This window comes from Clostridium sp. LIBA-8841 (assembly GCF_057782475.1).
Genome location: NZ_CM173488.1, coordinates 675,675 through 697,786, shown reverse-complemented (window position 1 = coordinate 697,786; position 22,112 = coordinate 675,675). Strand labels below are relative to the sequence as shown.

17 protein-coding genes are annotated in these 22,112 nt (G+C 27.0%); all 17 read right to left on the bottom strand.

Annotated features, from left to right (window positions below):
- Positions 1-36: 36 nt before the first annotated feature.
- Entirely contained in the window at positions 37-1,959 is a 1,923-nt protein-coding gene (locus tag AC2A4K_RS02960) for a polysaccharide biosynthesis protein (protein WP_322504460.1), read from the bottom strand.
- A 34-nt stretch (positions 1,960-1,993) separates the two neighbouring features.
- Positions 1,994-2,686 carry a CpsD/CapB family tyrosine-protein kinase gene (locus tag AC2A4K_RS02955; RefSeq protein WP_322504461.1) on the bottom strand — a complete coding sequence of 231 codons (693 nt, stop codon included), beginning with the start codon at positions 2,684-2,686 and terminating at the stop codon, positions 1,994-1,996.
- Between the two features lie 18 nt (positions 2,687-2,704).
- The gene (locus AC2A4K_RS02950) at positions 2,705-3,367 is read right to left on the bottom strand and encodes a YveK family protein (protein ID WP_322504462.1); all 663 of its coding nucleotides are present in this window, start codon (positions 3,365-3,367) and stop codon (positions 2,705-2,707) included.
- 586 nt (positions 3,368-3,953) lie between these two features.
- The gene (locus tag AC2A4K_RS02945; RefSeq protein ID WP_322504463.1) at positions 3,954-4,247 is read right to left on the bottom strand and encodes a DUF202 domain-containing protein; all 294 of its coding nucleotides are present in this window, start codon (positions 4,245-4,247) and stop codon (positions 3,954-3,956) included.
- 485 nt (positions 4,248-4,732) lie between these two features.
- The gene (locus AC2A4K_RS02940; RefSeq protein ID WP_322504464.1) at positions 4,733-7,909 is read right to left on the bottom strand and encodes a LamG-like jellyroll fold domain-containing protein; all 3,177 of its coding nucleotides are present in this window, start codon (positions 7,907-7,909) and stop codon (positions 4,733-4,735) included.
- 425 nt (positions 7,910-8,334) lie between these two features.
- Positions 8,335-9,372 (bottom strand): FUSC family protein, encoded by a 1,038-nt coding sequence (locus tag AC2A4K_RS02935; protein WP_322504465.1) that lies wholly within the window; start codon positions 9,370-9,372, stop codon positions 8,335-8,337.
- A 434-nt stretch (positions 9,373-9,806) separates the two neighbouring features.
- Positions 9,807-10,352: a TVP38/TMEM64 family protein gene (locus tag AC2A4K_RS02930; protein WP_322504466.1), complete on the bottom strand. Its 546-nt coding sequence runs from the start codon at positions 10,350-10,352 to the stop codon at positions 9,807-9,809.
- Positions 10,353-10,368: 16 nt separating this feature from the next.
- Positions 10,369-10,566 carry a hypothetical protein gene (locus AC2A4K_RS02925; RefSeq protein ID WP_322504467.1) on the bottom strand — a complete coding sequence of 66 codons (198 nt, stop codon included), beginning with the start codon at positions 10,564-10,566 and terminating at the stop codon, positions 10,369-10,371.
- Positions 10,567-10,883: 317 nt separating this feature from the next.
- Positions 10,884-12,026 carry a HAMP domain-containing sensor histidine kinase gene (locus tag AC2A4K_RS02920; RefSeq protein ID WP_322504468.1) on the bottom strand — a complete coding sequence of 381 codons (1,143 nt, stop codon included), beginning with the start codon at positions 12,024-12,026 and terminating at the stop codon, positions 10,884-10,886.
- Positions 12,023-12,706 carry a response regulator transcription factor gene (locus AC2A4K_RS02915; protein ID WP_322504469.1) on the bottom strand — a complete coding sequence of 228 codons (684 nt, stop codon included), beginning with the start codon at positions 12,704-12,706 and terminating at the stop codon, positions 12,023-12,025. The genes AC2A4K_RS02920 and AC2A4K_RS02915 overlap by 4 nt, the downstream gene beginning before the upstream one ends.
- A 372-nt stretch (positions 12,707-13,078) precedes the next feature.
- The gene (locus AC2A4K_RS02910) at positions 13,079-13,657 is read right to left on the bottom strand and encodes a class I SAM-dependent methyltransferase (RefSeq protein ID WP_322504470.1); all 579 of its coding nucleotides are present in this window, start codon (positions 13,655-13,657) and stop codon (positions 13,079-13,081) included.
- 165 nt (positions 13,658-13,822) lie between these two features.
- Entirely contained in the window at positions 13,823-16,057 is a 2,235-nt protein-coding gene (locus AC2A4K_RS02905) for an MFS domain-containing histidine kinase (protein WP_322504471.1), read from the bottom strand.
- Positions 16,032-16,736 (bottom strand): response regulator transcription factor, encoded by a 705-nt coding sequence (locus AC2A4K_RS02900; protein ID WP_322504472.1) that lies wholly within the window; start codon positions 16,734-16,736, stop codon positions 16,032-16,034. The genes AC2A4K_RS02905 and AC2A4K_RS02900 overlap by 26 nt, the downstream gene beginning before the upstream one ends.
- Before the next feature lie 249 nt (positions 16,737-16,985).
- Positions 16,986-17,618: a hypothetical protein gene (locus AC2A4K_RS02895; RefSeq protein WP_322504698.1), complete on the bottom strand. Its 633-nt coding sequence runs from the start codon at positions 17,616-17,618 to the stop codon at positions 16,986-16,988.
- Positions 17,619-17,853: 235 nt separating this feature from the next.
- A complete protein-coding gene (locus AC2A4K_RS02890; RefSeq protein WP_322504473.1) occupies positions 17,854-19,179 on the bottom strand; it encodes a glycosyltransferase in 1,326 nt (441 codons plus the stop codon).
- Between the two features lie 75 nt (positions 19,180-19,254).
- Positions 19,255-19,764 (bottom strand): DedA family protein, encoded by a 510-nt coding sequence (locus AC2A4K_RS02885; RefSeq protein WP_322504474.1) that lies wholly within the window; start codon positions 19,762-19,764, stop codon positions 19,255-19,257.
- Positions 19,765-20,026: 262 nt separating this feature from the next.
- Entirely contained in the window at positions 20,027-21,826 is a 1,800-nt protein-coding gene (locus AC2A4K_RS02880) for an FUSC family protein (protein WP_322504475.1), read from the bottom strand.
- Positions 21,827-22,112: the final 286 nt, after the last annotated feature.

The window sequence follows — 22,112 nt, the reverse complement described above, 5'->3', positions numbered from 1 at the left end:
AAATTATAAGCATATATCCTAGTTGAAATTTAATATTTAAGATAGTATAAATTCACTTGGCTTGGTTGATGCAACCTCATTAAAAATTTTATTATTTTCAGAATCTACATCATCTAATCTTGTATATGTCTTCACAATAAATTGAAGTGCAGTTTTTAATGTCTCCACATCCCCAAGATCAGCTATCTCTTTTAAAGCATTTATTCCAAGCTTTAATCTTTCTAAATCATACTCACCAGGTCTTGCAATAAATATTTTTTCATGACTTGTTTTTCTTAGCCCTTCTTCGTCCATAAGAAGTTCTTCATACAATTTTTCACCTGGTCTAAGTCCTTTTATTTCTATTTTTATATCAATATCTGGTTCAAATCCAGAAAGTTTTATTAAATCTTTTGCTAAATCATATATTCGTACAGGATTGCCCATATCCAATACAAATATTTCTCCCCCTTTTGCATAGGCTCCAGCTTGAAGAACAAGCTGTGCTGCCTCTGGAATAAGCATAAAATACCTTGTTATTTTTTCATGAGTAAGAGTTACTGGTCCCCCTTCTGCTATTTGCTTTTTAAATAATGGAATTACTGATCCATTACTCCCAAGAACGTTTCCGAATCTTACAGCTACAAACTCTGTGTTGGATTCTTTATTTATAGCTTGTATTATCATTTCACAAATTCTCTTTGATGCCCCCATGACATTCGTTGGATTAACAGCCTTATCAGTTGAAATTAATACAAACCTCTCTGCTCCATATCTATGAGCACATTCAGCAACATTTAATGTTCCAACTACATTATTTTTAATAGCTTCTTCTGGACTACTCTCCATAAGAGGAACATGTTTATGAGCAGCCGCATGGAAAATTACCTGTGGCATATATTCATTAAAGATATTATCAAGTCTCTTTTCTTCTCTTACTGAAGCTATTAATACTTTCTTTTTAAGTTCTGGAAAATTTCTTTTTATCTCATTCTGAAGCTCATAAGCATTATTTTCATAAATATCTAAAATTAAAAGTAATTTAGGAGAAAACCTAGCTATCTGACGACATAGCTCTGATCCAATAGATCCTCCTCCACCAGTTACCATAACAACTTTATTTTCTATATAATCTTTTATTCCAACCTTATCCAACTTTACTTCTTCTCTTCCTAATAAATCCCTTAAATCCACATCTCTCATTCTACTTAAACTTATTTTTCCGCCTATAAGTTCATACATTCCTGGAATTATTTTTACTTTTCTTTTTGTGCTTTGGCATATTTCTATAATGTCCTTCTTCTTTTCTCCACTAACTGAAGGCATGGCTATTAAAATTAAATCAATATCTTTCTCCCTTACAATATCTTTAATTTTATTTCTATTACCAAGTATTTTAATTCCCCTTAAATATGTTCCTATCTTATTTGGATTATCATCTATAACTCCAATGACCTTTTGTTTAATAGGATTTTGCTTTCTAATTTCTTCTATTATAAGTTGTCCACAAGAACCTGCTCCTATTATTAAAACCCTCTCCATATTATCCTTATTATTGTATTTAAGTAAAACTTTTCCATGAACAAGCATTCTTCTGTAAATTCTAAATGATACTCGTATCCCTATCGTAAAAATCATTATAAATACCCCTGCTAGAAGAACAATAATATGATCTACTTTCTTTGGTATTATTGTAATAGTAAGTAATATAATACTCGTAGCAAGTGAACAGGCTATTACTCCAAAGGCTACTTCATCAAGTCCCATAATAGTCCATATACTCTTATACATTTTAAATATAGATAGCATAAATATATATATCATCACTATTACTGGTAAAAATAATATTAGTCCTTTTTTTTGCTCAATGCTAAAATCAAAATTAAATCTTACGATAAATGCTAATATATAAGAGATTACTATTGTTAGAATATCTAATGACATCAAAAGAAGAGCTTTAACTTTACCCTCTTTACCCATTTTCCCCCTCCAAAATAAATAATATTAAAATCTATCAAGCCCTAACCTTTACTTTTTTCTTATTGTTTTTCTCTTTGTTTTTTTCAGTGTAATAATAATAACTTTTATTATTTCCCTTTATCCCATTTAAGACTGCCCCTAAAACATTTGCTCTAACTTTTTCAAGCTCTTTATACGCTTTCATTATTGAGTCTTTTGATGTTGCCTCGGCTCTTACAACCATTATTGTTCCATCACATTTACCAGCCAAAATCTGAGCATCAGTAACAGCTCTTAAAGGTGGTGTATCTAAAATTACATAATCATAGCATACACTTAATGCCTTTAAAAGATTTTCCATTGCCTTTGAAGCCAAGATTTCAGAAGGATTTGGTGGAATCTTTCCCGATGTTATAACACTAAAATTCTCATCTAATACTTGTATTACATTGTTTAATTCATTTTTTCCAACAATATATTCTGTTAAGCCTATAGCATTTGATATCCCAAGCTTTTTATGAATTGTTGGTTTTCTTAAATCACAATCAATCATTATTACTTTTTTGTTATTTTGTACTATTATTGAAGCTAAGTTCCCAGCAACCGTTGATTTTCCTTCACCTGGCTCAGAACTAGTTATAACAATACTCTTCAATTGTTTATCTATAGATGAATACTCTAAACTTGTTCTTAATACCCTATAGCTTTCTGCTGCTATTGACTTTGGGTCTTTATCTACTAAAAACACCTAACCCCTCCCTTCTCTCTAATCATGTATTGGTATTTCTCCTATTACCGGAATAGGTAAAGTCTTTTCTAGCTCTTTTTTATTCTTTATAGAATTATCTAAATAATCTAAAACAAAAACTACACCTAAAGCCAATATTAATCCAGCTATAACTCCAACTAAGATAACTTTTTTCTTATTCGGAACAATTATCCTTGATTTTGGAGAATCTAATATATCAATATTAGAATTTTCTATATACTCCCCAACTGTACTTTCAAATCCATCGGTCATAACTTTAATAATCTGATCAACCTCATCTTTATTGTAAGACCTATAACTTATTTCTAATGTTGGTATTGAACCACCACCAGGAATAAAAGATAATCCAGCTCTAACATAGTTAGCAGGCAAATTTACATTAGCTTTCTTTAAAAGTTTTGCTACAACATCTTCATTATTAAAAATTTCTACATAAGCTCCAATCATACTTTTATATGCTTCAAGCTCGCTAGGCGAATAAGTGCCTTTTATTCCCTCTTTACCAACAAAGAATTTCACTCTAGATTCATAACTTGGTTTCATTTGAGAAGCTTTATACACTGAAAATAAAACTGGTAATAATATAATGATTATCATAAGTTTATATCTTTTTTTTAAGGCATATAGAACTTCTTGAATATCCAATGTTTTTTCTTCCATTATTACTCCCCTTACTTTTCCATATTAATTCTTTTGAGTTAATTAATGTAATTATAGCATCATTAATTTTTTCTTTAAAGAATCGATTTTATGCTAAATTCGACATTGCTCAAGTAGTAAAAATTTCATAATAATTTTCATTTTTTATTTATTTAATATTCTATATTGTATTTTTTAACAGTTAATTCTTTTTATTTATTTTTTATTAATATTGTACTTTTATATCTTTTTTAAATTTAATTATTTTTTAATTTATATTATTAAAATAATAAAAAAACTCTAGACATTTTTTACTTTTTTATACAATTTTCTTCTTTTATACTTTTTAAATTTATTTTTAACTTAAAATAAACTTATTTAACAATAAATTTATCTTCCTATTATCAATAACAATTACTTTGTGGCCTTAATATAATATTGTTCTTATAAATATTTATTTTCATATATTATTTTTTAATTTTAGATAATCTAACTTAACTATCTAATATCTACACCATAAAAAATCAACTCTACATGTATATTTCATATGCACAATATATATTCACAATAAAATGCTAATATAATATTTTTTATATAAAAAAAAGGCCTATTTTAAATTAAGCCTTTTCTTTGTAATTAAAGATACTTTTATTCCCCTAATACTTACATATATAGCGCTTATAATAAGTATTAAGGCCGTGCATATTCCCCAAGCATTTCCTTCAAATAATTTATACAAAGTTATTGCTGCTACAACAAAGCTTACAGCTGTCCTAAAATAAGCCAAGTCCGTTCTCTCTTTAGCTAATATGGTTCTATCTACTGCCAGTTTATCGCTTAATCCCATATTAGGTGTTATTTCATTATATGCCTTATATTTCTCTAGTTCTTTTTTTATCAAAGCCTTTCCCCCCATTTTTATTTATAGGCTCTGTTTTAAAACAATGTTAACCTCATATAGAACTTTAAATCTACTATAATGAATCTTAATTATTTTATTTCATAAATCTAAAGCACTAAAAAAAGTAAAAATTAACTTAAAACAAAGCTTATTTATAAATTGATTATCTTATAGAAACCCTCTCTTATAAGTAATTATATCACTGTGAAATATCTTTATCCTTGTTATATAATTAAAACTTATAGTTGTTTTTTATATATCATATTACCAAAAGCTAATAAAAAAAGGCTGCCTTCTCTTCTACCATCTCTCCAAAAAACTTTCTAGTTTTTTCTCTGGTAGAAGTTGAAGCACAACCTCTATTTATTAGAAACTTATTTTACTAAAAACTTAATCATTTAAGTATAAACTTTGAACCCTACTTAATTATCCTTATTAATTTTTTTAATAAGTTTTAAATATCATTTATCTATAAAATATATTATCTAATTTAAAATTCTAAAGTTTAAGAAATTAAGTTCATACTCTCCAACTAATCTATCTCCATTTAAGTCATATGGGCTATTAGATGAATTATAATTTCTTGAAACAAGAGCTAAATCTCCTATATCTATCTTTTTATTATTATTAAAATCTCCAGTTGTTTCTAATATTTTAAAGTTATTGAAACTATCCTTTGCTAATTTTAAGTCTTGTAGTACTTGTATTACTTCTTCCTTAGTAGAATTTTCTTTTTCTAATACTAGCTGAGCCTTATCTAAAACTTCATTTAATCTAGCCTTAGCCCCTTCATGATATTCTCCAAGATTAAATCCTTCTACGCTATCTTCATATAATGCTCTTAATTCATTTATTGTATTTTGAAGTTCTCCCTTATAATCACTCTCTTCATTGCTTATTTTAATAGCAGTAACAGAATGAGGAGTAAGCTTATAATCTAAATATGAATTTTCAGAAGGGCTTAAATCCTCTTCCTCAACAACAACATTATCCTTATCATTCACAGTATTCTCAGCATCATAACTTGGTCCATCGACTCTCATTATGTTTCCTGATTTTCCTGCGAAATCAAAGCCTTGAATTTGTACTCTTACATCTATTTCTTCTTTAGCAGAATTAACCATCATTAAATAAAGATTTCCTTCATCATCCTTACTTACCATAGTTTCAACTGCTTCTAAATTTCTATTTCCATCAATATTTAAAAGCTTATTATTTATTACCTTTTCTTCTAGAACATGCTTTCCTGTCATCTTATTAAATAAAGTGAATATTTTAGCTGTTGGGGTTGCTACAAATTCTATTTCTCCAGTCTCCTTATTCACTATACTTTGAATTATAGCCTGTTGACCTGGTCCTAGTAGATCTCCATCAGGGAAGTCTATTAAACAATGTTTATTTGCATATGGAACAGAGGCTATATCAGCTAAGCCTATTAAAGATTTTGCTGTATAAAGAGCATTTACTTGAGATTTTACAAATCTACTATCATCTCTAAACATTCCATACTCTGAAACAACCACCTTTTTATCTTTACTCTTTTCTTCTCCTAATGTAGCTTTCATTAAATCTTCATATGCTTTAACATCTGCTACTCTCTCCTCAGCTCTATATAGTATCTTTTCATAATATTTAGGATCAGAACTGTTTATTGTTCCTGAATAAGGGTGAATAACTACTCCATCATAGTACTTGTTAGTCCCCATTCTTCTTACAAATTCATGAGAATCATAGCTTGAATAAACCTTAATATTTTGATCTATTTTTTTCATTTCTTCATAATAATCAACATATCCATCTCTATATGCACTATAAGAAACTTTTATATCTAAATTATTTGAAGGAATGTCTCCTTTAATTCCATCACCGAAACTTATTTTTCCTGTTGAATTATCATATTCAAAAACTTTTCCTCCTTCACTATTTTCTAGTGAATCTACTCTTGTCCAAATTTCCTGTCCAACCTTCAAAACTAATGTTTCTTCTTTTATTGGATAATATCTTATTTCCTTCTCTTGATTAGGCTTTCCGTTACTCTTTCCAGCTGTGTTATTTCTCCAATCCTCTTCTTCAACTACATACTGATTTGTAAAGTTAATTAATCCTCCATCTATATATGAAGCTAATCTATCTGAAGTATTATTTATCCAATATCCTTGCTCGCCCAGTTGAAACTCATTTCCAATTTCAAAATTTGTTACTCCGTATGGCTCTGGATGACCATTATCAGCTCTGACTTGAGCCCAATCTATTCCTCCATTTGGATTTTCTCCAACTTCACAATTTAAATATTCAACTAAATCAGCAGCATCCTCTTTACTTCCATTTCCCATATTATAAACATAAATAAATTCACTATTTTTATCTTCAGCATATCTAGCAGCCTCATCTAATCCAAAGTAAGGAAACTCTGGTACTTGCTCTGGATCACCATGAATTGTATGTTTTCTCTCACTGACGTCTCCAATTGATCTTTTCCACTGGAAAAGGTTTGCAACCTTTCCTCCTGGATATCTAACAGAACCGAAAGAAGATTCATCATAAAGCACATCAAATTCCTCTTTAATTTTTAAGTTTTCACTATCATATGAACCATATCCATCCTTATGATATCTATGATTAGCACCGTATAAAGCCTTGTCTACAGTTCTAAAGACATTGTCCATATTAGAGCTTATTACAACCTTATCTTTAAGCTCTTCATTTACAAAATCATTTACTTCCTCAATAATTTTCTTCAAATTATTTATTCTATTTAAACATTCTTCTTTATTTGTACTTTCATTTTCTAAAAATTTTCCACTTAAAATCATTTCATTTTCTAGTCTTTCATTTAAAGAAGATTCAATCATTCCATTTGTTAAAGAATAAAGTTCTTTAGCTTCATTTAATAAATTTTCTAGATTTAATTTTAAAGAATCAATAGTTGCATTTTCATAATATATATTGCTTATTTCATCCTCAGATAGACTTCTTCCATATATTAAAACTTCATCTATAATTCCATTTAAGGCATACCCATCATTTCCTTTATGATCTCCAATTCTTAGAGGATCATTAGAATTTGGAAATGCTCCTACAGTATGTGTACTATCTAGCTTTCCATTTACATAAAAATCAATTTCTTTTTTATCTTTTTTACTTACTATGGTTAAGTTATACCATTTTCCTTGTTCTAAGGATTCTTCTCCATAAATATTACTTCCACCAACAAAAGATCCTAACCTATCTCTCTGATTACTAGGAGCATAATAAAGTATTGAGCGCCCTGCCCCCTCCTGTTGTAATAGAATTGTGTTTTCAACTCTATTATCAGAAGTTTCTTCATCTATATTTACCCAAAAAGAAACTGTTGAGTCCTCATTTGCCATGTTTAATATAGACGGAATACTCAAAAAAGTTCCTTTTTCTCCTGTAAGTTCTAATCCTTTATTGCTCACTCCATTATTTATAATAACTCCATCCCCTCTAATAGTAGCATTCTTACTATTTCCACTTTCATCTATTATTGTATTTCCACTACTTTCTTCAAAGGTCCAATATCCTTTTAATCCTTCCATAGGTATGCTAAATTTTTCTTTTGATAATACTTCTATTCCTCCTAATAAGGATGTACTTAAAAGTAATGTTGTTGTTAAAGCTAATAATTTCTTTAACTTCATAAATTCCTCCCACTAAAATAACTATACATACTATATATACGCCTCTTAAAAACCTATATTCTTAATATAGCGATGTGGTTTTTATGAAAATCCTTATTCTATCTAAAACTAATTTTAAATAACTAAAATAGAACTAATATTTTTAAAAGGAATATTAGTTAAAATAAAAAAGATAGTAAAGTTATTAAACAAACTTTACTATCATCTTTTATTAATGGTCTTCCCCCTACTATTTACTTTTTGAATAGCTAGATTACTGAACCATTACTTATATTTCGTAAGTCTCTTTTATATGAAAGACTTTTACTCCATTTTTATTTATAGGCTCTGTTTTAATTTATTTCTTTTTTTATAAATGTCTTGGTACAAATTTCAGATAACCTGTAAGACAATTCTAACTAGAGGTTATGATAAATAGAACTTCCTTAAAAGCCATTACTTACTTTATCCATAGATCTACAGATTTTCTCTATCTCTTCATCTTCTTTATCTAATTTTAATTTTCCATAAATAACTTTGTTCACTATTAAACCTATTATTATCCCGACACTTATAAATCCTATCCTCATAGGCACTGAAATTCCTGGTTCAAATAAAATCATTGCTGCTCCTAAAGCATTCATTGTTATAAAAACTATTTGCACTTTATATTCTTTAACAAAGGTATAAATATAACTTAGAACAAGTAAAACTAAGGTACTAAAATTTGAAGGAACAATATAAACAAATAATAAAATGAATATTGCTGCCCCTATTAAAGTTCCAAAGAATCTTTGTTTTACTCTTGTCTTTGTATCACCAAAATGTGGTTGAGTTATTGACATTACTGTTATACTTATCCACATTGCTTTTTGGAAGCCAAACACACTTCCTATAAACATAGCTATTGATAAACCAACTGCCATTCTTAAAGAAAAGTTAAATTGAAGTGTATTTTTATCCATAGTTTTTATCATTTCAGTAATATTCATATGATCTGAATCATCTTTTTTTCTATGACTAAAATAATAAACTAAAGATATAAGTATTCCTCCAAATAAAAGAGCCACTAGTCTAATAGGAAATTCTCTCCAAGTGACTGGTGTTCCTCCAATAAAAACATAACATAATATAAATGGTAAATAAGCTTTAGTTTCCATCTTATTAGTAACTAAATAGGTTACTATAAATACGCTTATAAAGTTTATTGCTAGTCCTAAAAATGGATTTAACGAACTTAACTGAGTAGAAATTCCCATTAAAACAAAAGATAATATAGTTGTTATGATAGCTTCATTTAACTTTAAGCTTAAGTGAATTGATCCATACATAAGCATTGCCGTTACAGTGCATACACCTATAAGACTATTTGAGCTTCCAAAAACTGCTCCATATAAAGTAACAAAGGCAACTATTCCAATTATCATAATTAAATTGCCTATAAGAAGCTTACCTGTTATTCTCTTTTCTCTCTTTTTCTCCATATGTTTATGCCCCTTTTTTCTTCTTCATTTCTTCTGTCGAGCATTATACCACATTTGTAAAATTTAACAAAATCTATTTTTTATATTTTTCAGTGAAAAAATGAATATTTCTTTGAAGAATTTAAATTAGGTGCATATTTTTTAATTAATATTATGATTTTCTTTAAATCTTATATAATTACAGATATATAACAAAGACTCTACTTTAATTGAATGTTAATTTTATCTAATCCTTAAGACCAAACTTAATTATAAGTGAAAGTCCCAATTTAAATTTGGATTTTCACTTATATAATAGAACTTTAGTTATATCGTATTACTAAGAAATACGCATCAAACAGAAAAAGTCTCTTAACGCTATTATTTTCCGCAGATAAAATTCTACTAAAATTAGCATTAATTCAAAGCATAATCATAAAAAAACAAAAAGTAATTTAATAATTATAGTAATTAATTACGTTCTTATTCAGATTCCTTAATTTGAATATCTCTTTTATTAAAACTAATAAAATTAAAATTATTAATTCTATAAGCACTAGTTCCATCTTACTTAAAGATAAAATATTTGCCACTTCCCATGAGTATGCCAAAGTAAATGAAGTGATTAATTTTGATAATATTGTTATAGGTAAAAACACCTTTAAAGATATTCCTGTAACCCCTGCTCCAACACATACAATTTCATCTGGCAATATTGGAAATATAAATAATAATCCTGTGAATAATATTTCGTTTCTTTTTACATAGCTTTTATATTTTTCTAAATGCTTCTTATTTACTAATTTATCTATTATTTTTTTAGCTCCTAAAACTGATAAAAAATACATAATTAAAATTCCTATTGTAGTTCCTAAAAGTCCTAAAATAAAAGCCTTAAACGATCCTAATGCTGCACTTCCTGCAAGAACTGTTACAACCTCTGGAATTGGTAAAAATATAGGTTGCACTAAACATGTAAGAAAATAAATAATCTCTTTCATAATATTTACCTCTTCCTTATGCCTTATTAAGCTTAACTCTAGTATTTTTTTCTTTTATAAAATAATAAGCTGTAAATGTGCTTATTATCACCGCTAAAGCTAAATAAAATTTATAAAAAATAATTATTCCTAAAGTACTTCCTATAACCCCACTTCTAAAAATCATGTCATTTCTTTTCATAGCTTTTAAATTATCATATCTATCTTTACTCATAACTAATTCTCCTTTTTATTAATTTCTATACTCATATATTAAAAAAACTTTATTAAGATATAATCTAGAAATTTATTAAGAATTATTAAGAGTTTATTTTTTATTTAAACTATACTTTACATAGATATTAACTTTTAACTAAACTTTTGACTTTTTCTTTTTTTAAGCACAACCAAATATAAGATAATAAAAAAAGTATAAATCAGCTAAACTCCATAAATCTTTTTAAGCTAATTTATACTTCTTATAATAAAACTCTAATCTACTGAGTTTTAAGTATCCTTTATTTAATATTTATTTTTAATTCTATTTTAAATTTATATAGGTAATGTCATGTTAAAACTTATTTTATTTTCATTACACTCTGCCCACAGTTTGCCACCATGAAGCTCAACTATCTTTCTAGATATAGCTAACCCCAATCCTGAGCCTTCATTTTCTGAATTTCTAGCCTTATCTAGCCTATACATTTTTTCAAAAATTTTTTCTAAATCTTCTTTTTCTATTTTATCTCCTTCATTTTCAAATATAAACTTCACAATATTTGGTTCTCTTTCAACCGTAATCTTAAACTTACTACCTGGATAACTATATTTCTCTGCATTTTTTATTAAATTTTCAAAAACTCTAATTATCTTTTGTATGTCTATCTCACAATTAATTTCACTAAAAGGATTTTCAATCTTAACATCTATACCTTTTTCATTAAAAAATTGAGTATATTCTCCTATTAACTGATTTAATAATATTGATATATTAAATTTTATTTTTTCTAACTCTATGTAGTCATTTGCTAATTTAGTATATTCAAATAATTCTTCAGTTAGTTTTTTTAAATCTAAACTTTTTTTATAAGCAATATCTAAATATGCTTTTTGTTCCTCTGAATAATCATATTTATTGTCATTTAAAAGATCTAAATACCCAATTATTGATGTTAAAGGAGTTTTTAAATCATGGGATACTGCTACTATAAGTTCATTTTTAGCCTCTTCATTCTTCTTTTCTTTTTCATAATTTTCTTTTAATCTCTCAGACATTATATTTATTCCTTTAGCTAATTCCGAAATTTCATCTTTTCCTATTACATCTAACTTTTTTAGATATTTTTCATTTTTAATCTCACTTAAACTTCTAGTAATGTACTCTAAATATTTTATTCTTTTATTAATAACAGTTAAAAATATCATAAAAAAAATAATTACTGGAAATAAAACCATAAGTAATGAATAAAAATTAAACTCCCTTAATAAGGCTTGCCCCTGTATATAAGGATCTTTTGCTATTGAAATAACACCTGGAATGTTAGAGTTATACCAAGAAATATATATATACTCATTTTGTATTGAAATTGAAAACCCATTGCCTATAAAAAAAGAAATAGCCATACTAATTAATATACTACTTAGTATTAATAAAATTAATCTAAAAGCTAATTTATTAAAGATTTTCTTTTTCATATTTTATATCCAACTCCCCATACAGTTTTTATATATTGAGGATTTTTAGGATCTAGCTCTATCTTTTGTCTTAAATTTGTTATATGAACTACTATTGATGTATCTGAAACAGCAAATTTTTCTCCCCAAACACTTTCATAAAGTTTTTCTACGCTAAATACTACCCCTTTATTTTTTGCTAAACACTCTAATATAGAAAACTCTTTTGGAGTTAGTTTAATATTCTCTTCCCTAATAGTTACTTCATGAGTATTAGTGTTAATTCTTAAATCCTCTATTTCAATTATATTTTTATCCTTTGTACTCTGATTGAACTTCTTGTATCTTCTAAGCTGAGCTTTTACTCTTGCAATAAGTTCCATAGCTCCAAAGGGTTTAGATATATAATCATCTGCCCCTACTATTAATCCCTGTATCTTATCAATTTCTTCCCCTTTAGCTGAAAGAAATATTATTGGCATCATATATTTTTCTCTAATTTTTATGCAAGTTGATACTCCATCTAGCTCTGGCATCATTATATCTAAAATAACTAAATCAAATTCATCATTTTCTATCATTTCTAATGCTTCTTTTCCATTTGAAGCTGTTTCAACATGGAAATTTTCATTTTTTAAATATACCTGAACTAAGTTTCTTATACTTAAATCATCATCTACCACTAATATTTTTTCACTCATAATCTTCTTCTAAATTCTAATAAAAGTAACTTAAAATTTTGTTTTACCTTAGTTTAAATTTAATTTGTACACTTCACTACTTATCTTTATAAAGTTATTTATAACTAATCAAATTTCGAAATGTAACTTTAATCTCAATTCATAATTTAAGATTCAATTAACTATTAACTTAAATAATATAAAACTTTTATTAGAAGACTCCCTCCTTTAATTTTTATATAACCTTTAATACATTTATTAAGAATCTAAGATATCCTAATTGACATAATCTAAATAATTTACTATTTGATTATTTTATCCTATAAATCCGTACTTATAAATTCATATATGCAAAGTCACTTTTGAATTCTAAAATATATTTAAAGCAATATTCTATACTTTTGAACAAACTCTAGATTGATTTCCTTGAAAGGTTAATACATATGCCGGAGGTAAATTTATTAAACTTCTCTTTACCTTCATGTCATTGAAGTACTCATTAAAAAATTTCTTTTTAGCTAATGAATACTGAAATGTTATTAAATATCCATTCGCTTTTAAGACCTCAATTGAAGCTTTTAATATAGCTTTTGATACTTCTTTAGGTAATGAAGTAAAAGGTAATCCAGATACTATATAATCAATACTCTCTATATTAAGTTCTTCTAAGTAAAACTTAATATTTTCGGCACTATCATTTATTATTTTAACATTTTTCTTGTGTCCATATGTATCATTTAGACTTTTATAAAACTCATAATTTGTTTCAAAGACTAAAAATACAGTATTCTCTCTTTTTCGTGCCATTATCTTCTCAGTAAACACTCCAGTACCTGGCCCATACTCAACTATACAATCACAACTTTTAAAATCTATATCTTCTATCATTTTATTTGATAATTCTTTCCCACTTGGCGCAATAGCTCCTATAAATTTAGGTTCCTTAATAAATTCTTTTATGAAATCAAACATCTTATTTCCTCCACTCATTTAAAACTTAATAAAAAAAAATATCCATTAGGCTAATTAAAAACTAACTAGCTTAATAGATATTTTATAGATTAATCTTTAAGTCCTTTATAAGATTAATGTTAAGATTTCAAAAGAAATTATTAAGAATTCTTAAGAAAATTTGTTTTAGTTCTTCTTGAAGTTTATTATAGATTTGAATAAATCTCCATCTACTTCTATATTGAATCTTCCTCCTTGAAGTTCAACGAAGCTCTTAACTATTGCAAGCCCTAATCCTGAACCCTCTGTGTTACGAGATTTATCTCCTCTTACAAATCTATCTGAAATTTCATTAACATTGAATGTTATTTCTTCTGCAGATATATTTTTAATAGTAATTTCTACATCTGATTCTCTATCTTGAAGTTCTACATATACTCTTGAATTTGGAAGAGCATATTTAACCACATTTACTATTAAGTTTTCAAAGACTCTGTAAGTTCTTTGACTATCTAAAGGTAAAATCACCTTATTGTCTGGCATTGAAAGCCTAACATCTAATCCAGCTTCACTTATTTTGTCATCTAATTCTATGATAGCTTGCTTCATAAGGTATGAAATATCTACATTCATTATATTTAAGCTAACATTTCCACTAGTAGCCTTACTAACTTCAAATAAATCTTCTATTAAATATTTTAATCTTTGAGATTTCTTATCTAGAGTATCTAGATAATCCTTTCTCTTTTCTTCATCCTCTTCTCCTTTTAAAAGATCAACGTAAGCAATTATTGATGTTAATGGAGTTTTTAAGTCATGAGAAACATTTGATATAAGCTCTGTTTTCATTCTTTGACTCTTAACCTCCTCTTCAACTGCTGCTTTGAATCCCTTTTGAATATTATTTAATTCATCTCTCATTGGATTAAAGAAACCACAATCTTCATCAGTCTTAGAATCTAAGTTTCCACTTGCTATTTCCTTAGTTTTTTCTAAAAGCTTATTGTAGTCATCTTTCCACTTATTAACGTACTTTCTACCAAAGTATAATAAAGCTGCTGAATATAAAATTACTCCAAATATGCCAAAGAACCAAACTAAGCAAAGTAATGATACTAAGATAAAGTTAATTCCTATAAGTATTACAAGTACTTTATCACTTTTCTTATTTAAATCTATTCCTTTAATATATCTTGATATTTTTCTTATACCTGCAAATATAACTTCTTTAAATCTATATATTAATACCTGTTCTCTTAAATATTTTTTGAATCCCATATTAAAAATATTCTTAATATAAGTTATTCCAAAGAATATTCCTCCATATATAAATATCCAGAAAAGTATATTTAAAATATATGCAATACTATCTAAATACCATATATCTGCACTCTTTAGAACATTTAAAAGATCACCATTTAGGGTTTGAGCTATTATTAAGGATCCACTTTCCACAATTATAGGAATAGCACAGGAAGCTATAATTAAAAATAACTCTAAAGGCATTTTTAAAAGCTTATTGAACCATAATATATCCTTTGAATATTTAAATGGTATTATTAAAGCTAATAATGCAGAAATTATAACTCCTACTAAAACGAATATGCTACTTGCATCCCTAATTGCATAGTCGTCTCTATTAAGTTCATTATAGTATAGCTCATCTCCAACTTCTAAAGTATTTGGGACTGCATACACAAAGGTCATATTTTCTATTGGTTTAGCATCATACTCATTGTTTAAATGCATGTAATCTTCATAATAACCATTATTTGAGATTAGTGATTGCTTAACTCTATATTCATCCTCACCATAAATATCACCTATAGTAAGCTTTCCTCTATCATCATATTTTAAAGTTACAGAGAATCTATATTTACTGCTTACATCTGAATTTCCCATAGGATAATTCTTAGCAAGTCCTTCTAATACCCATGGATTTTTTTCATTGGTATAAACTAAATCTCCATTTTCATCTAAAGCATAAACTTTTAAGTTCACTAGATTATTTAAATCTAAAATCATTCTTTTAACCGATTCATTTAACTCTACTATATCTTCCTTTTTAGCTTCATCATAACGACTATTTTCTTTATTTATATTCTCTCTTTTTAAAGTAAAGAAACTCTCTCCTGGGACTAATTCCTCTCCTGCATCATTTGCCTTTTTCTCTAAAGAATCATAATAAATAGCATAATTAGTGTTCTTTATTTCTCGTTTTAAATTTCCATTATTAAACAAACTATAATTACTATCATCATATGCTTTTGAATTCTTTTCTATTATAGGGTAAGATAAGCACATTCCCACAGATAATATTCCTAATAAAGTTACTATTATTAAGGTAATAATCCAATTTGTTTTTCCATCTGTTTTAATTATTTTATTTTCTAAATTACTGCTTTTCGATTTTATAGCCAACGCCCCACACCACCTTCAAATATTTTGGATTCTTTGGATCTATCTCTATTTTTTCTCTTATATTTCTTACATGGACCATTACAGTATCAGTGTTTACTGCATTTTCATTCCATACTCTTTCATAAATCTCTTCAGCTGAGAAAACTCTTCCTGGACTTCTCATAAGTAGGTGAAGTATTTTAAATTCTATTGGAGTTACTTTTATTGATTCTCCATCTAAAGTTACTTCTTTTCTATCTACATTTATTTCTAATCCACCAATAGCATAAGCATTTGATTTTTTCTCATCTTTCTTCATCATATTTAAATATTTTGAATATCTTCTTAGTTGAGAATTAACTCTTGCAAGAAGCTCTAAAGGATTGAAAGGTTTTGTTACATAATCATCTGCACCAATATTTAATCCCAAAATTTTATCCATGTCCTCTGATTTTGCTGATAACATTATTACAGGGAAATCATATTCCTCTCTGATCTTCATTACCATTGTTGCTCCATCCATCTTAGGCATCATTATATCCGCTATAGCTAAATGAATATCCTCTCTTTCAACTATTTCTAATCCTTCTAAACCATTGCTTCCTTTAAACACATTGTATCCTTGGTTTCTTAAATATATCTCAATAGCATCTGCTATTTCCTTTTCATCTTCAACAACTAAAATATTAAACTTATTCATTTTATTTCTACTTCCTTCCATACTATTAATTGAAATTTCTTAGAACCCTATTGTTAACTCAAAAAAATTAACAGTAGTTTAAATTACAAAGTATTAACTTTAAGCTCAATCTTAGGTGAACATTTATTTTTAACTCTCCTCTTAGACCTAGCTTAATTTTGAATTACTCTTAAACTCCCATTAACTTCATAATCTTTTGTTAATCCCAATTATTTCAATATAATAATATCATAGAAAGCTTTTTTATTGTTAAGAACATAGTCTCTCTTTGACTATTTCCTTATATTCTTTAAAATTTGTTAACACATCATTATCTATATTTCCAAAAACATCTGCTGAAAACTGTATCTTAGTAAAAGGAAGTGGTATTCCATAGTTATCCCATCTGTTTTTCAATTTTAATTTTCTTGAGTGTTCAACCTTTATTCCTACAAAAGGCTTCTTAGAGTCTTTCGCTAGGGAAAAAGCTATTTTCTTAGGTTCATGTAATGGACCTACTGGCCCATCTAAAGCCAATACCACAACTGATTCTGCTCTGCTCTTTTCTCTTAATTCCTTAAGAAAATTCTTCATTTTAACACCATCTGGCATTCTTAATGCATGAGCTCCATATGAGTTCAACATGTATTCTATATACTCTCCCCTAGAATCTGCTGTAACAACTACATTTACATCTAACTCCTGATTTTTTTTGACCTTATAATACCGGTTTAACTTCTTTAGTAGGAGATTCATGGAATAACTATCACCATGCCAAAAACCTAAAATACAATTATCCATGATTTCATCATCTATCTCATAAAAATTCTCAAAGCTTACTGTACTTGTTTTTAAAACAAAATCCAAGTAAACCTTATAAGCCCTTTTTACAACTGCCTTCACCAATTACACCTACCCCTCACTATATTTTAAAGTTTATTTATTTTTCGCTAGACCTTCAGACCTAGCTTAATTTCGCAAAGTATTACTATCATCTACTCCAGAATAATGCAATACTAACTGCTCATTAAGATGATCTTACAGTTCTATCTAAAAATAAATACTCTAATAAAATAAATTCTTTTTTAACTTAGATTACATAATCCTAAAATAACCAATTGAAATTTTGGACTTTCACTTAAGCTTTTAGATTAACCTTTTTTAAAATTGTTGATAAGCTCATATAATTTCTAAAAGTATCTCTGTAGCCTGAATATGCTTTTTTCTTATACACTAAAAAGCTATACGTTTCTTCAACCTCTTTTGCTATATTTGAAGCCATGTATTTTAAGGCCGTATCATAAGCACCCTGTTTTAATACTTTAAATAACTCCTTGTTTTCTAATATTTCTTTTATTTTTAGGCTCCATTCTGAAGTGTACTCTTCAGTCATAAAGCCATTTTCTTTATTTTTAACAACTTCTACAACTCCACTTGCCTTTAATGCTACCACTGGAACTCTTGCAGCCATTGCTTCTAGGAGAACTATACCTTGAGTTTCAGACTTTGAGGAAAATAGAAATAGATCAGAAGCTCTATAATAATTAGTTATTACCTTGTTGTCTATGCTGTTTAAGAACACTACGTTATCCTGTAATCCTAATTCATTTATATTTTCTTCAAGTTCTCTCTTATAAGGACCTTTCCCTATAATCATTATTCTGAAGTTATCACCTACCTTTTCTTTTAGTTCATTTAATCCTTTAATCATAAAGTCTAAATTTTTCTCTTTAGTTAATCTTGATACTGTACAAAATAAATATTTTTTATCTCCTTTATACTTTTCTCTAATGTCTTTAACTTCTTTATTACTCTCCTCATCCTCTTTAAAATAAGATTCATCTAACCCTGTAGGCATAATCTTTATATTTGATTTCACTCCAGTTTCTTCTAAATAATCTTTTATTAAAGCAGTAGGTGAGAATATTAAATCACAGCTATTAGAAAATAATTTTATATATCCTGGTACAAACTTTTCTTTAGTGTATTTTAATAGTTTCTCTTCAGCTTTTCTTAAAGGATTTATTGAATTATCTTTTTGATGTTTTTCTAAGATTTCATATGCCTTTATATTGTGTAAATACTGTTCATACCTAGTATGGTATGTGAAGATTAAAGGTACATTATATTTTTTACTTAAGTATTGAGCCGTATTTCCTACTAACATTGGATGATGAACATGTATAACATCTATATTTAACTTCCTAAAATACTTTTCTATGTCTAAATCAAACATATTGGGAATAACTATTTCCCCCTTTAATTTTTTGTTTTTTAAGGATTTATATCTTATTACATTTTCTTCTTCATCACTATTTATTTCGTATAAAGTTTCATCATAACTTGGTGCAAAAATATAAACTTCATGTCCAAGGTTTCTTAATTCTTTAGATAATCTTTCTATAGATATTGGCACCCCGCCTACAAAAGGTTTATAGTTGTTAGTAAACATTGCTATTCTCATTTTTAATCTCCTTTCCCCAAACTCTTTTTATATTTCTAAATCTCTATCTAAATTCTCTTTTATAACTTAAACCTCTTATCCAAAGAACTGTAGAATCTTTTCTCCAAAGAAATATCCAGATGATATTAAAGCTGTATTCCATATTAAAATTCCTAAGGCTGAATAAGCACTATATTTTATAAAGTTTAATCTTAAAACTCCTGCTGGTATTGCTATTACTGTTCTAGCCATTGGAATAAGCTTACTTATTAAAATTCCTGCATAACCTTTTTCTCTTAAATACTCTATCTTTTTATTTATGAAATCTTCATGACTTGGAAATTTATTTAAATATTTTCTAAGGATGATATCACCCCCAAACCTTCCTATACAGTAAAGTATCCAACTTCCCAAAAGCCCTGCTATTACTGATACCAAAAGTGCCACAAAGAAATTCATATCACTTCTTGAGATTACTACCCCAGCAGCTGGCATTATTATTCCTGCTGGAAAACCTGGTAAATTCATATATTCCAAAAGAATAATAACAAATAAAAATACAAGTCCATATTGTGCAAAATAATTATTTATAGTTCCTAAATCCATACCCCTTACCCCTTCTTAATTAATTTCTATATCTAAAAAACTTCTACCAAACTAAGTTTTTCTCTTCTCATTTGCTATACTCTTATAATAAATTCCAAAAATAAAGAAACCCCTCAGATAAATCTAAAGATTTTCTAAAGAGTTTCTTAATAAATTTTTAGTACAAAAAAATTCTCCTATATTCCTAATCAAAAAAAGAGGCTATATCAAAAATAACTTTAAATTAAAGTTTTTATATTCTCTTTTTTTATTTGTTATCTTATTAATTATTTTCTTTGCATTCTTTCTCTATTTTATTAATAAAGTTATTTAAAAAAGTCTTATCAATAACTAAACCAGATGAGGAAACTTGCCATTTTGAATAGTGAGCTAATAATATAAATAATCTCATTCTTCTTATGATGTCACTTTGTTTCCTTACAAATTGATTAAATGAATCACTATTTTCAAACTTCTCATTACCTATTAATTTTGATTCTAAGAAGCTACAGTTTAACATTAATCTAAATACATTTTCATTATTAAACCCATTTTCTATTGCATTTCTTAATTCTTCAATAAGATTATTAGTTAATTCCACATATCTATCTTTTAAATCATGAATAATATTGGATTTGCTATATGGAAAAAAGTATTTATTTGCTATTAATGCAATTATTGCTCCTATGAAAACATATATAAATCTATGAAAAGCAGGTATCAATACTTGTCCATGGCCTTCTAAACTTAATATTAATAAAGCCATGCATATAACCTTTTTATCATAATCAGTAAACATATAATAACAAAATAAAAGAATTAGCATTAACAATTGCATAGGAATAGCTTTAGGAATAAATGTATATATAATCAAATACATTGAAACCCCTAATACAGTTCCTTTAAATCTATGCTTTGCTTTTGTTACAGTATCCTCTTTAAAAGGTTGAAGAAGTACAAAAACCGTAGTAACCATCCATTTTCCCTGTGGAAGTTTTAAAATTTCTAGAATGAAAATTGCTATAGATACTGTTAGAGCTACTTTAAATGAATAAGATACTCCTAAGCTTCTTAATCCCCAATTGCTTTTATTTCTAATTAATGCTTTAAAATTCCTTTTGCTTTCATATATGCTCTTTAATTCATCTTGTTTATACTTATTTAAGTGATTAAACAGTATTCTTAACATTCTAATAAGTTCAATACCTTCTCTTATTTCTTTTTTATCCACTTTATAAGGACTATATTTTTCACCTAAGTTTTTAAAAATACTATTATCATCCACCAGAAAAACTTTTTTATTTAAAGCATTTTCCAGTGCTTCTAACTCACTTTTTAAGATTTCTAAATAATCTTTTTTAAAATTTTCATTTAAATTTCCTTTTCCTGTATTGTAAATTATAGTATTTATTCTTTCTAATATAAGAATAATATTAAAATAAATATTATCTTTATTATTTGACATGAGAGCATTACTATTTCTTTCATCAAGTAAAAGCATTAATTTTCTTAACTCTTTATGTATATTGGAATTTTCTTCTTTTTTACAATTTCCATTTAATATATTCTCTATTTCCATTTGAAGATTCTTTATAATTCCTAAAATTATATTTTTAGAACTTTTCTTAAACTTATTTTTATTAAAAATAAAGTTTATTATTATTATGATGAAAACCCCTAATATTATTGCAATTATCCTCTTAGGTAAGTTTTCTAAGGTCGTAGGATCTTCCCACATAATTATATAAGTCATCAAGAATAGATAGGCTATACTACTCTTAAACTCTCTCATATAAATAAATAAAATACTAAATAAATTTATAGTATTAATAATAAGGCCTAAGAATGGATTTATTGTTATAAAATATGAACTTATGGCCAAGTACACATTTAAACCTATGAATGTAGCTGTTTTGTAAACTGGATAAGCTGTTAAATCAATCCTTGTAAGTGCATAGCTTGTCAGTCCTATCATCATTCCTATTCCACCATTTTCCAAGCCGAAAACACTTCCATAAAAAAGCATTAATACCACAGTAATAATGCCAAATAATAAAGCCTTACCTATCTTTTTTTTATCCATAAATCCTCCTTCTATTTTTATCTTTTGTAATATGCAATAAAATCTATAAATGCTCTTAAAAGCTTTGGTAAATACTTTTATTGATAGCATTAAATTCTTCTATTAAAATTCAAAACTGTAGTTTTCTAAGTAATTTTAAATTTAGGCTATGTTTTAAACATATTTGAAAGTCTAACTAAAATTAGTATTCACTTAAAACATAACTTTAATTTAAAGCAAAATTAGAGGGAGTAAAAACTCCCTCACAAATAATTTTTGGGTTTAATTTAATTTTAATAATACTTAT